This is a genomic window from Candidatus Chloroploca asiatica, assembly GCF_002532075.1.
In the GTDB taxonomy this organism is placed as follows: domain Bacteria; phylum Chloroflexota; class Chloroflexia; order Chloroflexales; family Chloroflexaceae; genus Chloroploca; species Chloroploca asiatica.
The window spans coordinates 1-13481 of the sequence record NZ_LYXE01000080.1 but is presented as its reverse complement, the minus strand read 5'-3'; the positions used below and the strand labels follow the sequence as shown (position 1 = coordinate 13481).

Here is a 13481-nt window from a genome sequence, read left to right as displayed (position 1 = left end):
ACAGGTGCTAGCATTATAACCATTTACGCAGGCGAAAAAAGATCAAAAGCCCTACTCCAGTCATGATCATCAAAGCAAGTGCCCAGAGATACCCGAAGCGCCATTGTAGCTCGGGCATATAGGCAAAATTCATGCCATAGATGCCAGCGATGAGGGCGGCTGACATCAGAATGATCGAGGTGATGGTAAGGACTTTGACAATCTGGTTGAGTTGATTTGATTGAACCGAGAGAAAAGCATCAAGCGCACTGGAGAGTAGCTCACGGTAGGTGTCAATGCTATCGGTGATGCGGACGATATGATCGTAGATGTCTTGGAGATAGATAACGTTCGTTCGTTCGAAGATGGGCACATCGCGGCGGATCAAGACATTGAGTACATCGCGTTGTGGGGCGACAATGCGACGGACATGGAGCAATTCGCGCTTGAGGGCGAAAATATCGCGCACAACGTCTTCGCGGAACCGGGCAAAGATTTGTTCTTCGATTGTCTCGATGCGTTCCGCCAGTTCATCAATCACGGGAAAATAGTCATCTACGATTGCATCAAGCAGTTCGTACAAGATGCCGCCACTGCCGTGGTTGAACTGCTGTTCGTTGCGCTGCCAACGGGCGAGCGTCTGGTCAAGCACCGTCATTGTCCCGGCGTGGATGCTGACGATATAGTTTGCGCCGACGCACAGATTAAGCGCATGCGTGACCAGTCGTGCGTGTTCAGAGTCGTAGCCGATCACATAAAAGACCAGAAAATAATAATGGTCGTACGAATCGAGTTTTGGCCGTTCATGGTGGCGGGTCGCATCCTCAATTGTGAGCGGATGCAAAAGAAATTCTTCGCGCAAGAGCTCAATATCGGTCTCTTCCGGGTTTTGCATATCAACCCAGATAAATACATCGGGCTGCTTGAGCAACTCACTAATCGTACTGGGATCGTCCACTGACGTTATCTGTCCTTGACGGCGACAGAGCATAATCCGCCGCGGCTGCGACAACTCAGGCAAGGCCGCTCGTTCGATCCGATCGGTCATATCATCCGCAAGCAACCGGGTTGTCATCGCGTGACCCTCCAACGATGGCGGCTATGCTATGCTGATCCACGGGCAAAGCTATTTGGTACTCCGCACCAGCAACACAACCCCGCCGATCAGACTGATCAGCAAGCGAATGCTAAACACCGTGAAGGCCAGGGCGAGCGCCGTGGCATCAGGTACTCCTGCTTGGCGTAAATAGAGCGTAAAGACGAGATCACGTGCGCCAACATTGTTGAAAAAGATCGGCACCATCCCAATAATATCGGTCAATGGCACCATCAACAGATAGATCAACCATGACGCCTCGATGCCAAGGGCCCGGCTTGCAATGATGTGCATGCCAATCCAGAGGGCATGCACCAGCAGCGAGATCACCAGCACCGCGAGCAAGGTGCCTCTGCTATGACGATACTCATCAAGCGCCTGTGCAATCGTGCTCAAGGGTTGGCGTACCAACTCGGGTAGCCAGTGTCCAAAGCGCCGCAGCAGCCACGGTGCGGCTAATGCCCCACCGGTTGCGACCAGCGCAACAAGCGCAAAGCCTGCGGTTGCCGTGATCAGCACTGGTTCGGTGACGGGATGGCTCCCAACAAGCGCACTTGCCCCGACCAGCAGCGTGCCGAGCGCAATCAAGCTCAATGCGAGAAAGCCCGTCAAGCGCTCCATAAAAACCGAAGCGCTCGCCTGGGCATAACTCCCGCTCTTCCGCCCTAGTGCCACGACGCGCATTGCATCGCCCCCAACCGAGGTCGGGAGAAAATTATTAGCAAACAGGCCGAGAAAAGAGGTTGCGAGCAACCAGCGATAGGGCTGAGGCCGCTCGTTGGCTTGTAGCAGCAGCGACCACTTCCAACTACTGAGTGCAATGCCCCCCAGTTGCACAACGATCGCCAGCAGCAACAGGCGCAGATCGGCCTGTTGCCACTGGGCCCAGATCATCCGTGGATCCGCCCGCCAGACCAGATACCCCAGGAGTCCGCCACTCACAGCAAGGCGCAAGAGAAGCCAGAGTGAAGATCGTAATGCGTGACTACTCCTGGTGTGCAAACGTGAATCCCCTGATCGCATAAGCTCACGTAGAGCCGCCAAAGCACGAAGCGTTGGTATGCCTGACGTCAGAAACTTTGCGCCTTTGCGCCTTTGCGTCAAAACACCATCTGAGTTGAAAGACTTGGTTTTAGATCAACTCAAAGCCAAGTTTTTGCAGCGCCTCACGCAGCCGATGGCGTCCTGTCAGGCTCTCAGGGCCAGCGACCCGGCGGGCCGAATGCTCAACCCAATCACCTTCAACCTTCATCTGCTGTTCGGCGTAAAACGCGGCCATCGTCGCACTGTACGCACTGATCTGGTTGTCCTGATCAGCCTGATACTGCTCACGATGCAGCACGGTCTCGAGGGGCAGCCGTGGTTTGACGGCAGCGGGCCGTTCGGGATCAGGGTAGCCAACGGCCATCCCAAAGACGGCGAACGTACGTGGTGGCAACCCGAGTTCAGCCGCGACCTCTTCAGGCTTATTGCGCATTGCCCCGACATAGACTATGCCAAGGCCAAGGCTTTCGGCGGCGACGGCGGCATTCTGCGCCGCAATGGCCGCATCAACCGACCCCATCAAAAAGGTTTCGAGATAATCAAGCGCCTGATGCGGCATGCCACGGGCCTCGGCGGCGCGGGCCACGCGGCTCAGATCAGTGATCCAGACCAGAAAGAGCGGCGCACGGGCAATGAATCCCTGCTTGCCACCAAGCTCAGCAAGCCGCGCCTTGCGCTCGGGATCAGTCACGGCGATCACACTCCACGACTGCAGGTTTGACCCTGTTGACGCCGACTGTGCGGCGGCAATCATCACCTCCAGCGCACCCTCGGGCACCGGCTCGTTGCTATACGCACGCACCGAACGATGGCCCAACAAAACATCTACCGTTTCGTTCCAGAGTTCGGCTGGCAACGCCAGGTCACTGCCATAGCGTGCCGTGGTTGCTTCACTAACTCCCATGGTTACATACTCCTCATCCGGCGAATTCTTCTGTTGCGCAGTATACCATAGGCATGGAAAGCTTCCGGGAAGCTTGCGCGGTGGTGGCAGCAGGCTCATCGGTGGTTCAGGCACGTCGGTGCGCCATGACATCTTCGCGCAGAGCTTCCCGGAAGCTGTGTCGCACCCGTGCCCACGCACGCGGGAACCCAGCGCAGCGATGGGCCATGCCAGCGCCGACCATGGCGTGGCACGGCTCGTTTATGGCGCTGGTCGCACGACCAGCACCCCCTCTTCTGGATGGCCTGGCACAGAACAAGCAAAGCGAAACGTTCCGGCCTGATTAATTGGAAAGGTCATAATCGCATCAACCCCTGCCTCAGCTGCAACAATGCGTGTGCCGGTGGGCAATTCCAGCATTAGGGCGTGGGCAATAGTATCGCGGTTACGAAAACGAATGGAAACAATCTCACCGACATACGCCTCGATCTCGGCTGGTTCGTAGCCTGAAGAAGTGACCGTTAATTCGATCAGCCGTTCGGGGGGCAGGGCTTGACCACAACCAGCGAGCAGCATTAGCAGCATCAGACCGATGACGACACGACGAACATGGTTCACAGAGACACGAAACATAGCGCAACCTCATCATAGCTTGCAAGAATACCGAAAAAGTGTAGTACAATACTTCACAAGATCCCCTTTTGACAAGAAGAAATAGTCTCAAGCAGACCGACCCCTCTGGCGAGAGCGTGGAAAGCAAAGGGTCGGCCCGTGTATGATTGTGAATGCATAGAGGATCATCATGCTGTTGTGGATTGTACTGTTTGCGTTGGTCACATCGCCGCTTGGCCTGCTCGGCCGGCGGACGCCGCGTCCACTGATTGGATGGGGGCTGGCGGTGCTCCCGTTGAGCCTCTTTGTGCTGCTTGCCTTGCAGATTCCCTTGATCGCCAGTGGCGGTCGCCTTGACGAAGCGGTACCCTGGGTGCCGGCGATGGGGCTTGAGTTGCGCTTTAGCCTGGATGGGCTGGGCATGCTCTTTGCGCTGATTATTACGGGTATTGGTACGCTCATCGTGGGGTATGCCGGGGCCTATATGGCGAACGATGCCGGTCTGGGGCGTTTCCTCGTCTACATGTTCCTCTTTATGGGGGCGATGCTCGGCGTGGTGCTCGCTGGCAATATCTTGACGATGTTTGTCTTTTGGGAATTGACTTCGATCACGTCGTATCTGCTGATCGGGTACAAACATGATTATCCTGATGCCCGGCGCGGTGCTCAGCAATCGCTCTTGATTACCGGCATTGGCGGGCTTGCGCTGTTGCTCGGCCTGCTGATCCTCGCTGCCGCAGCTCAGCAGGTCGGGGTGTCCGTCGCCGATTCCTATCGCTTTGATGCCCTGATTGCCGCTGGTGAACAGATCCGTCAGACGGCACTCTATGCGCCAGCTGTCGCGTTGATCTTTCTTGGCTGTTTCACGAAATCCGCCCAGTTCCCCTTCCATTTCTGGTTGCCTGGCGCGATGCAGGCTCCGACACCCGCCAGTGCGTTTTTGCACTCGGCCACCATGGTTAAGGCGGGGATTTACCTGCTGGCGCGCCTCTCGCCTGCCCTCGGTGAGACGCTGCTCTGGAATGGGACACTGGTGGCTGTTGGTGGCTTTACGTTTGTCTTTGGTTCGATTGTGGCCTTCCGTCAGTATGATATCAAGGCGCTGCTTGCCTATACGACCCTCAGTATGTTGGGTGGTCTGGTGATGATGATCGGGCTCGGGGGCAAGTATGGGGCCGAAGCCTTGGTGACAGGGATTCTCGCTCACGCGCTCTATAAGTCTTCGCTCTTTATGGTGGCGGGTATTATTGACCACGAGGCTGGAACCCGTGATCTCAATAAGCTTGGGGCGCTGCGGCGTTATATGCCGATCACGATGGTCGTGACGGCGATCGCGTTGCTGTCGCAGATGGGTATTCCGATTCTGATGGGCTTTGTCTCCAAAGAGTGGATGCTCAAAGCTGCCCTTGAGAGTTCGCTGCCGGATCCGTGGCCGCTGGTGGCCCTCATTGCGATTGTGATTGGTGCTGTTGGCTATATTATCGCTGCATGGCGGCTCTTTCGCAATGCGTTTCTTGGTGAACCGTCGCCTACGGTGCAGACCCATCACCTTGTCGATCCGAAATGGTCGATGCTCTTGAGTCCGGCGGTGCCCTCAGCGCTCTCGCTGATCCTGCCGCTCGGGTTGTTGCCTGCCGTGAGTTCGTTGTTGAGTCCAGCCGCCTCGGCGGTCTATGGTGCTCCTTTTACCTTTGAACTCTACCTCTATCGTGGGGTCAATACGGCGTTGCTCATCAGCCTTGGGGCTATTGCGCTTGGGGTGCTGTTCGCGACCCAGCAACAACGTCTGGCCGCCCACAAGATCATTGCCTCGATTGATGGGGCCGTGGTCTTCGATAAACTGATCGAAGGCTTGCTGGCCTTTGCGACAGGTATGACGCGGATGATCCAGTCGGGACGCCTGCGCACGTACCTGCTCTACATCGTGCTGGTCTTTATGCTCTTTGTCGGGACGCCTTTTGTGGCCTATGGCCTTGATGATATTCGTTTTGTCCTTGATGAGAATTTGCGCTTCTATGAGGTGGTGGTAACCGCACTGATCCCCATTGCGGTGATTGCGACCATTGCCGCCCGTTCACGCCTCGGGGCTATTATTGCCCTTGGGGTCGCTGGCGCAATGGTGGCCCTGATCTTTGTGCTCTTTAGTGCGCCTGACCTGGCCCTCACGCAGTTGCTGATCGAGGTGCTCTCGACGGTCTTTTTGCTCTTTGTCTTTTCGGTCTTGCCCTCTCGCTTTGCGAGTCTATCGCCTGCGTGGGTGCGCTGGCGCGATGCGTTCATTGCGACCGTCTTTGGGGTGATGATGGCGATGCTGGTGCTAGCTACGTCATCAAATACCGACTTTCCGTCGCTCGCCCCCTGGTTCCTCGCCAATAGCCTGAGCGAGGGCAAGGGTACCAATGTGGTCAATGTGATCCTGGTTGATTTCCGTGGCTTTGATACCCTCGGTGAAATCGTTGTGCTCTTTGTGGCGGTGCTCGGTATCTATGGTTTGTTGCGCTTCCGCCGGGTGAAACCCGATGTGCGTACTTCCGGTCGTGATGCGCAGACGATTATGCCCGGTGAGGATCCTGTTCTCGCGGGTAATGGTGCCAGTCCTTCTGCCGAACATCAGGTCAGTGCTGGGGTTGAGCCGCAAAGGCTGAGGAAGTCTATCACAGAGAAGGACGCAAACGATGTATGAGTCAGTGATTTTGCGCACGGTCGCCCGGGTGATGATGCCGTTGCTCTTGTTGCTGGCGGCCTTTATGTTGCTGCGTGGCCATAATTTGCCTGGTGGGGGTTTTATTGGTGGCCTCCTTGCCTCGGCCGCGATTATTATGCAGATTATTGCCTTTGGGCCGACGTTTGCCCGCAAGGTGATCCGCGTTGGCTATCTGAATATGGCGGCGTTTGGGGTCTTTTTTGGGGCGTTCTGGGGCCTTCCCGCCCTCTTCTTTAATCTGCCCTATATGGATGCTTTCTGGATTAATGATCCGATTCCTGGCATTGGTAAGATTGGAACCCCAGTTCTCTTTGATGTCGGGGTCTTTTTGGCTGTCATTGGCGTGACAACCCGCGTTGCGCTCTTGCTCGCCGAAGAACCAGAACTCTTTCCAATGTATGTCCAGGCTGAAACTGAAGAATTGTCATAACCATACATGAGGAATCGCGATGAGTATTTTGCTTCCCGTAGCGATTGGCTCTCTTTTTGCTGGGGCGATCTATTTGCTCTTACGTCGGAGTGTGGTCAAGCTCTTTCTGGGCCTGACCCTGTTGAGCCACGGCGTTCACCTGCTCATCTTTAGCATGGGCGATGGCCTCCGCCGTGGGTTGCCACCGATTACCGCCGCTGATGGCTCAACGCTACCAGGGACGACCGATCCACTTGTGCAGGCCCTGATCCTGACGGCGATTGTGATCAGTTTTGGCATTCTGGCCTTTATTCTCGCGCTCGCCTATCGGGCGAATCAGGCGGTGAAGAGTGACGATCTTGACGATATGGTGACAACGGATCGACTGTAACTACGGAAATCTGATCTTATGGCAAATCACCTGTTTCTTCCTCTGGTTTCATTGATGATCGGGGCCGCGCTGGCGGTGCTCTTTGGTCGCCAGCGCTGGCTTGCCCGGGGTATTGTGGTTGGCAGTGTGCTTTTTCACCTGGTCTATAGCCTGCGCTTGCTCTGGGTTGTGGCTGAGCACGGTCGCCAGGTGAGTCAGGCGGGTGGCTGGCTGGCCCCCTTTGGCATTACGTTTGTTGCCGATGGCGCGAGTGCGATTATGCTCGCGGTGGCGTCGCTGTTGACGCTGATGACCGTGTTGTATAGTTTTGCTTCCCTCGACGAGGGCTACGAGCGCTATTTTTACTATCCGTTGCTCTTGCTCCTCTTGCTCGGCGTCAGTGGCGCCTTTATGACCGGCGATCTCTTTAACCTCTATGTCTGGTTTGAGGTGCTGCTGCTGGCCTCGTTTGGCCTGATTACGCTTGGTGGTACCCGCGCCCAGCTTGAGGGTGGTCTGAAATATGTGGTGCTCAATCTCTTTGGTAGCATTGCGTTTCTGATTGGTTGTGGCCTGGTCTATGGGGTTGTCGGCACCCTCAATATGGCCCATATCGCTGAACGGATGCAGACGATCCAGCAGCCAGGCATCATGACGGCCATTGCCTGTGTCTTTCTCTTTGCTTTTGGCAGCAAGGCCGCCATCTTGCCGCTCTTCTTCTGGTTGCCCACCAGTTACCATACGCCCCCCGTCGCCGTGACCGCAATTTTCAGTGGTCTGCTCACCAAGGTCGGCGCCTATTCGCTCTATCGGTTGCTCGGTACGGTGATGCAGAATGAATTGATCCACCTCGCGCCCTGGATTCTGACGATTGCCTGGCTCACGATGCTCGTTGGCGTCTTTGGGGCGATGGCACAGATGAATGTGCGCCGGATCCTCAGTTTTCATATTGTGAGCCAGATTGGCTATTCGGTGATGGGCCTCGGTCTCGCGAGTTCGCTCGGTCTCGCCGCCGGTCTGCTCTTTACCGCCCACGTGATGATTGTCAAGACGGCCCTCTTCTTTATTGGGGGCGCTGCCGAGCAGATCTATGGTACCGGTGATATCAAAAAGATGGGTGGCCTCGCCCGTCGTGAACCGGCCCTCGCGATCTTCTGGTTCCTGGGTATTATCTCGCTGGCTGGCCTGCCTCCCATGAGTGGCTTTTTTGGCAAGCTTGCCCTCTTGCAGGCCGGGGTTACGCAGGGGGCCTGGCTCGTCACGAGTGTCGCAACCCTGACCGGCATCCTTACGCTCTTCTCGATGCTCAAGATCTGGAATGAGGTCTTCTGGAAGAAGTCCTATGCCGATGTGAGTAAGTTGCCCAGGGTTTCACCTGGTTTGTTGCTGCCCGGGGCGCTGCTTGTGATCGTTAGTCTCGCCCTCGGTCTTGGGGCTAGTGTGCTGGTTGATTATACGACGGTTGCTGGGATGCAACTCTTTGATCAGGCAGGCTATATTCAGAGTGTCTGTGGCCTTGATGGCTGTGAGGCTGTCTTTCAGACGGCGATCAGGTGATCCTGCACTAACGTTGGAGGCAAATTGTGCTGGTCTTGAATTTTGTCTTTGCGCTGATCTGGATGGCCCTCAAAGAGGAGTTTAGTTTTATCGACTTCATTGTTGGCTTTGGCCTCGGCTTTGCCATCATTGCTCTCTCGCAGAAGGTGCTGCAAGATCAGATTATTCGGACATCTCAACTGCGCTCTGAGGATAGCTATACCAGCTATCCCGAGCGTACGATGAAGACGTTTAGCCTGATGGTCTTTATGTTCTGGAGCATCATCAAGGCGAATATTGAAGTCGCTCGCCTTATTATTAGCCCGCGGCTCAATATTCAACCCGGTATCCTCGCGATTCCGCTTGATGTCCAGAGCGAGATTGGCATTACGTTGCTCTCGAATCTGATTACGCTTACTCCTGGTACAGTGAGTCTCGATATTTCGCATGACCGCAAGACGCTCTATGTCCATTTTATGGATATTGCCGATCCCGATGCGGCTCGTCGCGAAATTAAGGAAAATTTCGAACGGCGGGTGATGGATCTCTTTCCCTAAGATGGACGGTCTTTTGTATCTGTAGCTCTGAGGTGAAACATGTCCCTCTTTGAGACGATTATTGCGGTCTTGATGGCAATTACGTCGGTCTCGCTGGTGATGACGACGATCCGCCTCTTGATTGGCCCAACCATCCCTGACCGGGCCGCAGCCCTTGACCTGGTGATGGGCCATGTGGCAGCGCTCGTTGCGCTCTATGTAATCTTTGTGCGTCAGGAAATTCTGATTGATGCCTTGATTGTGATCGCGATCCTCGGTTTCCTCGGTACGGTTGCTGTCGCTCGCTATATTGAGGAGGGTCGCAGCTAATGACGATTCTGGAAATGTTGACTATCTTTTTTGCTACGGTCGGGGTTGCTTTTATCCTGCTGGCTTCCTTTGGGGTGCTGCGTCTGCCTGACATCTATACACGTGTCCACGCAGTGGGCAAAGCAGGTACCCTCGGGGTGATCGGGGTGCTCTTTGGGGTTGGTTTTTATTTTGGCAGTCTGCTGGTGCTCGCCAAGATGCTGGCGCTGATTGGCTTTTTTCTCTTGACCTCGCCCGTTGCCGCCCATATGGTTGGTCGCGCTGCCTATCTCACCAAGGTCAAGGCTATGCCAAGCAATGCCCCCGATGAACTCGCTGGCCGTTATGATGAGCAGCGACGTTTGTTGTAGGGGCGGAGTCCTTCGGTTGCGGTGCGTAAAAAAGCCAGCTACGCTGGCTTTTTTTACGCACCGCAGGATTTTTTTACACTCACCTCGACGCTCGCCGCCAGTGATTGATCAGCAAACCAAGCGCCCCTGCCGCCATCAGCACCAGGCTAATGACCTGCGCTGTGCGCAATGGCCCGAGATAAAGGCTGTCAAGCCGTAACCCTTCGATCCAGAAGCGTCCCGCCGAGTAAAAGATGGCGTAGATGAAGAAGAGATCCCCCGGGCGTAACCGGCGCTGCTTGGAAGGTGCGCCATGGCCGAGCCGCCGATCGAGCAACAACAAGAGCCCGACCCCGATGAAACTCCAGACTGACTCGTAGAGGAACGTCGCGTGAAAAACGGTGTCGAGCGGGTATTCTTGCAGGTTGGTGTAGGGCGGTAGCCGATAGTTGGCGTCAATCCGTACCCCAAACGGCAGATCCGTCGGTCGCCCGTAGGCCTCCTGGTTAAAGAAGTTGCCCCAACGCCCGATCGCTTGCCCTAGCATAAAGCCCGGGACACAGATATCAAGCCACTCCCAGAAGGGCAGGCGGTTCCAGCGCGTGTAGATCAAGACCGAGAGCACCGCGCCAATCAGGCCGCCGTGAATCGCCAACCCGCCTGTCGTCAGGTTGAGCACACTCCACGGATTGGGGGCAAAACGGTTCCACTCAAAGATGACATAATAGATGCGTGCTCCGGCGATGCCCATGATCAACCCGAGCATCAATTGGTTCCAGACATGATCGGGATCATAACCACGGGCTACCGCCCGACGCGAGGCAAGGTAGGCCCCGAGCAGGGCCCCACTCATGATCAAGACGCCATACCAACGTACTGCGATGGGCAAACCAAAGAGCGTAAAATAAAAGAGAAATGGATCGTCAGGCGGATAGAGTATCATAGTCTCGTCTATAAAGCTGCGGCGTAGCGCACCGCATTGCGAAAGAGCTGCAAGCCGTCACCTTCGTCGCGGGCTGCTTCACGGGTCCAGCGTGGATGTTGCTGTGGCAAGATGGCATTTTCGGGATGCGGCATCAGGCCGAGCACATTGCCTTGCGCATTGCAAAGCCCGGCGATATGGCCGACCGAGCCATTCGGATTGGCGGGATAGCTGATGGCTTGATCGCCCATTGTCGTCGTGTAGCGCAAGGCAATCAGCCCTTGGGCTTCAAGCAGCGCCAGCGTCGCTTCGTCGCGCAGGGCGATCCGGCCCTCACCGTGGGCGACCGGAACCTCGATCGGACGCGTGAGATCGCGGGCAAACGAGCAGCGTGTCCCAGGGTTAGCCTCAAGCGTCACCCAACGACACTCAAACTGTTCCGAGGCATTGTCGGTCAAGGTGACTGCCGGCGTACAGTCAGGCTCAGCCAGGCATCCTGGCAACAAGCCCGCTTTGACGAGCACCTGAAACCCATTGCAGATCCCAATGACGGGGCGGCCATCCTCCACAAAACGGTGCAAGGCCTCACCAAGCCGATGCACGAGATCAATGGCGAGCAGCCGACCGGCCCCCAGATGATCGCCATACGAAAACCCACCAGGGATCAGCACCATGCCATAATCGGCGAGACGAACCGCCCCTCCAGCCAACTGGTTAATATGAACCCGCTCAGGGGTCGCCCCAGCTAATTCACAGGCCAGTGCCGCATCGCGATCACGGTTGATACCAGGGGCGCGCAGGATCAAAGCTCGGACATGCATAGTTAACTCCAGCGGAACTCGATCTCAACTTCACCAATCTTGATCCGATCACCCTGACGCAGCCGATGAGGAATGCGTGGCGTGATCAAGGTGCCATTGACCAGGGAGCCATTGGTACTCCCCAGGTCAGTGACCGTATAAAAATCACCATCGCGCCGAATCGTAGCGTGGTGGCGTGAAGCAATGCCACGGTCATGCTCGGCGAGATCAATTTCAGGATAATGATTCTGCCGTGGGTCACGGCGTCCAATCCGCATCGGGGTGGTGCCGAGTTTCAGTTCCCAGGTGCGATGGGGCGACCTGACCACCAGGCGTGCCGTTGGCGGCGGTGCGAGGGGTGTCCCACAGGTTGCACAAAAACGGGCGCGCGGCTTATTCAACCGCCCACAACTCGGGCAGGCGGTGGTGGTTGCCGTATCAAAGACCGGGGCGGGTTGTGGTTTTGGGGCCGCCACCGGTGGGCTCGGCAGCGGTGCTGGTCGTGGTGGCACCGGGGGCGCAGTTTGTGGCGCTGGTTGGGGCGTCGGCGGCACAGGACTAACCCGCTGCGTCGGATCAACAAAAGGCCCATCGAGGCACTGCAAGAGCGCTTGTTCGAACTCAACACAACTCGCAAAGCGATGCTCGGGCTGCAAGGCCATTGCCTTGATCACCACCGCCTCGGTGCGCTCGTCCACCGAAGGATTCAGCTTGCGGAGCGAACCCGGCAGAGGGCTCTGCAGGGGTACCGGCGGGAGGTTTGTCAACAGATGCAGCAGGGTAGCTCCCAGCGCATAGACATCGCTGCGTGCATCGGTCTGACCGCGCCCGTACTGCTCGGGTGGCGCATAGCCCGCCGACCCCATCGCAATCGTATCCTTCTTTTTGCCCTGCTTGTGGGTTCGCGCTACCCCAAAATCAATCAATTTGAGCACACCCTCGGGCGTCAACATCACATTCGAGGGCTTCAAATCCCGATAGATGATCGGGGGTGTCTGGCGGTGCAGATAGCCGAGCACCCGGCAAAGCTGGATGCCAAAGCCTATCACATCACGCCTGAGCAGCGGGGCATTGGCATCGTGAATGCGTTTCTCGAGCGTCTGCCCAGGGACAAACTCCATCACCATGGTCGGGCGTCCTGCGTGCTCAAAGAGTTCCAGCACTACAGGCAAGGCCGGATGCTGGAGCGATTTGAGCAACAGCGCCTCACGCTCAAACAACTGGCGGTTATCCACCATCTCTTCAGGCGAAGGTTCCCCCTGAGGGCGCATCTCCTTGAGTGCCCAGATGGTACCATCGCTCGAACGGGTGACGCGATAGACGACCCCCATCCCGCCACGACCAATGGTATGGAGGATCGTATAGCGATCAATACCACCCTGTACCACCGTGTTTGGGGCAAGCTGATCCAGTGTTATCAAAGCTCTCGTCCCGGGCATAGACTGATAATGGGCAACGCCGCAGGCATTATACCATGCCCCTTCTGGGAAGATAAGCCATCAAAGGCCGCCGTCACCGGGATGTCGTCAATCGCTAGGGCTACGTCAAAGTGGTAGGGACACCGATCAGGGCAAGTGCGGCCCCCACGGAAGCGGCGGTCGCGCGCACGGCATCGGCGATATTCGTCCAACCCGCGCGCCGCCACAGCGCCAGGAGGCTGTTGCGCAGCGCCGCGAGCGTCTGTGGGGCTTGTCCTGTGCGCATATGGTTGCGGTCTTCCCCAAGCGTCACGTCCCGCACATAATGGGACGCGCTTTCAATCGTCCAGTGGCCGCGCCAGAGCTGTTCCAGCACTGCGGCATTGGTCTCCTGCCCCGGCAGGTTCGTCACGCCATAGAGCACGGTGTGGGTCGTCTGTTGCGTACGATACACGTGCCGCTCACACGTACGGCGGATGATGACGGTCGCACCGGGCCAATCCAGGTAGGCAC

The 13481-nt window shown here is 56.7% G+C and carries 14 protein-coding genes and 1 pseudogene; 7 read left to right on the top strand and 8 right to left on the bottom strand.

Going from position 1 to position 13481, the window contains the following annotated elements; genetic code table 11:
• Positions 1-13: 13 nt before the first annotated feature.
• The 4 genes from corA to A9Q02_RS09355 all read right to left on the bottom strand — a co-directional run bounded on the left by corA (position 14) and on the right by A9Q02_RS09355 (position 3635).
• Complete coding sequence (gene corA / locus A9Q02_RS09370; protein ID WP_245860476.1) at positions 14-1054, bottom strand: magnesium/cobalt transporter CorA; 1041 nt, start codon at positions 1052-1054, stop codon at positions 14-16.
• A 51-nt stretch (positions 1055-1105) separates the two neighbouring features.
• Complete coding sequence (locus tag A9Q02_RS09365; RefSeq protein WP_097652282.1) at positions 1106-2098, bottom strand: lysylphosphatidylglycerol synthase transmembrane domain-containing protein; 993 nt, start codon at positions 2096-2098, stop codon at positions 1106-1108.
• Between the two features lie 109 nt (positions 2099-2207).
• Complete coding sequence (locus tag A9Q02_RS09360; protein ID WP_097652280.1) at positions 2208-3023, bottom strand: NADPH-dependent oxidoreductase; 816 nt, start codon at positions 3021-3023, stop codon at positions 2208-2210.
• Between the two features lie 240 nt (positions 3024-3263).
• Positions 3264-3635 carry a cupredoxin domain-containing protein gene (locus A9Q02_RS09355; protein ID WP_097652278.1) on the bottom strand — a complete coding sequence of 124 codons (372 nt, stop codon included), beginning with the start codon at positions 3633-3635 and terminating at the stop codon, positions 3264-3266.
• Positions 3636-3804: 169 nt separating this feature from the next.
• On the opposite strand from A9Q02_RS09355, the gene mbhE reads away from it, so the two are divergent.
• Genes mbhE through mnhG form a run of 7 tightly spaced genes read left to right on the top strand, consistent with a single transcriptional unit; the run spans position 3805 to position 9849 of the window.
• Complete coding sequence (mbhE, locus tag A9Q02_RS09350) at positions 3805-6297, top strand: hydrogen gas-evolving membrane-bound hydrogenase subunit E (RefSeq protein WP_097652276.1); 2493 nt, start codon at positions 3805-3807, stop codon at positions 6295-6297.
• Positions 6290-6748: an MnhB domain-containing protein gene (locus tag A9Q02_RS09345; protein WP_097652274.1), complete on the top strand. Its 459-nt coding sequence runs from the start codon at positions 6290-6292 to the stop codon at positions 6746-6748. The genes mbhE and A9Q02_RS09345 overlap by 8 nt, the downstream gene beginning before the upstream one ends.
• A 19-nt stretch (positions 6749-6767) precedes the next feature.
• Positions 6768-7118: a sodium:proton antiporter gene (locus tag A9Q02_RS09340; RefSeq protein ID WP_097652272.1), complete on the top strand. Its 351-nt coding sequence runs from the start codon at positions 6768-6770 to the stop codon at positions 7116-7118.
• A gap of 18 nt (positions 7119-7136) precedes the next feature.
• Positions 7137-8654: a proton-conducting transporter transmembrane domain-containing protein gene (locus A9Q02_RS09335; RefSeq protein WP_097652270.1), complete on the top strand. Its 1518-nt coding sequence runs from the start codon at positions 7137-7139 to the stop codon at positions 8652-8654.
• A gap of 26 nt (positions 8655-8680) precedes the next feature.
• Positions 8681-9190, top strand: coding sequence for a Na+/H+ antiporter subunit E (locus tag A9Q02_RS09330; RefSeq protein WP_097652268.1), 510 nt, complete (start codon positions 8681-8683; stop codon positions 9188-9190).
• Between the two features lie 39 nt (positions 9191-9229).
• Positions 9230-9499, top strand: a complete 270-nt coding sequence (locus tag A9Q02_RS09325) for an MrpF/PhaF family protein (RefSeq protein ID WP_097652266.1) — start codon at positions 9230-9232, stop codon at positions 9497-9499.
• The gene (mnhG, locus tag A9Q02_RS09320; protein WP_097652264.1) at positions 9499-9849 is read left to right on the top strand and encodes a monovalent cation/H(+) antiporter subunit G; all 351 of its coding nucleotides are present in this window, start codon (positions 9499-9501) and stop codon (positions 9847-9849) included. The genes A9Q02_RS09325 and mnhG overlap by 1 nt, the downstream gene beginning before the upstream one ends.
• A gap of 79 nt (positions 9850-9928) precedes the next feature.
• On the opposite strand, the gene lgt is transcribed toward mnhG, so the two are convergent.
• The 4 genes and pseudogenes from lgt to A9Q02_RS24200 form a co-directional block, all read right to left on the bottom strand.
• Positions 9929-10771, bottom strand: coding sequence for a prolipoprotein diacylglyceryl transferase (gene lgt, locus A9Q02_RS09315; protein ID WP_097652262.1), 843 nt, complete (start codon positions 10769-10771; stop codon positions 9929-9931).
• 8 nt (positions 10772-10779) lie between these two features.
• Positions 10780-11571 (bottom strand): phosphoribosylformylglycinamidine synthase I, encoded by a 792-nt coding sequence (gene purQ, locus A9Q02_RS09310; protein WP_097652260.1) that lies wholly within the window; start codon positions 11569-11571, stop codon positions 10780-10782.
• A 2-nt stretch (positions 11572-11573) separates the two neighbouring features.
• The gene (locus A9Q02_RS09305) at positions 11574-12971 is read right to left on the bottom strand and encodes a protein kinase domain-containing protein (RefSeq protein WP_245860475.1); all 1398 of its coding nucleotides are present in this window, start codon (positions 12969-12971) and stop codon (positions 11574-11576) included.
• A gap of 118 nt (positions 12972-13089) precedes the next feature.
• Positions 13090-13481, bottom strand: a pseudogene (locus A9Q02_RS24200) (hypothetical protein); the annotation flags it as partial.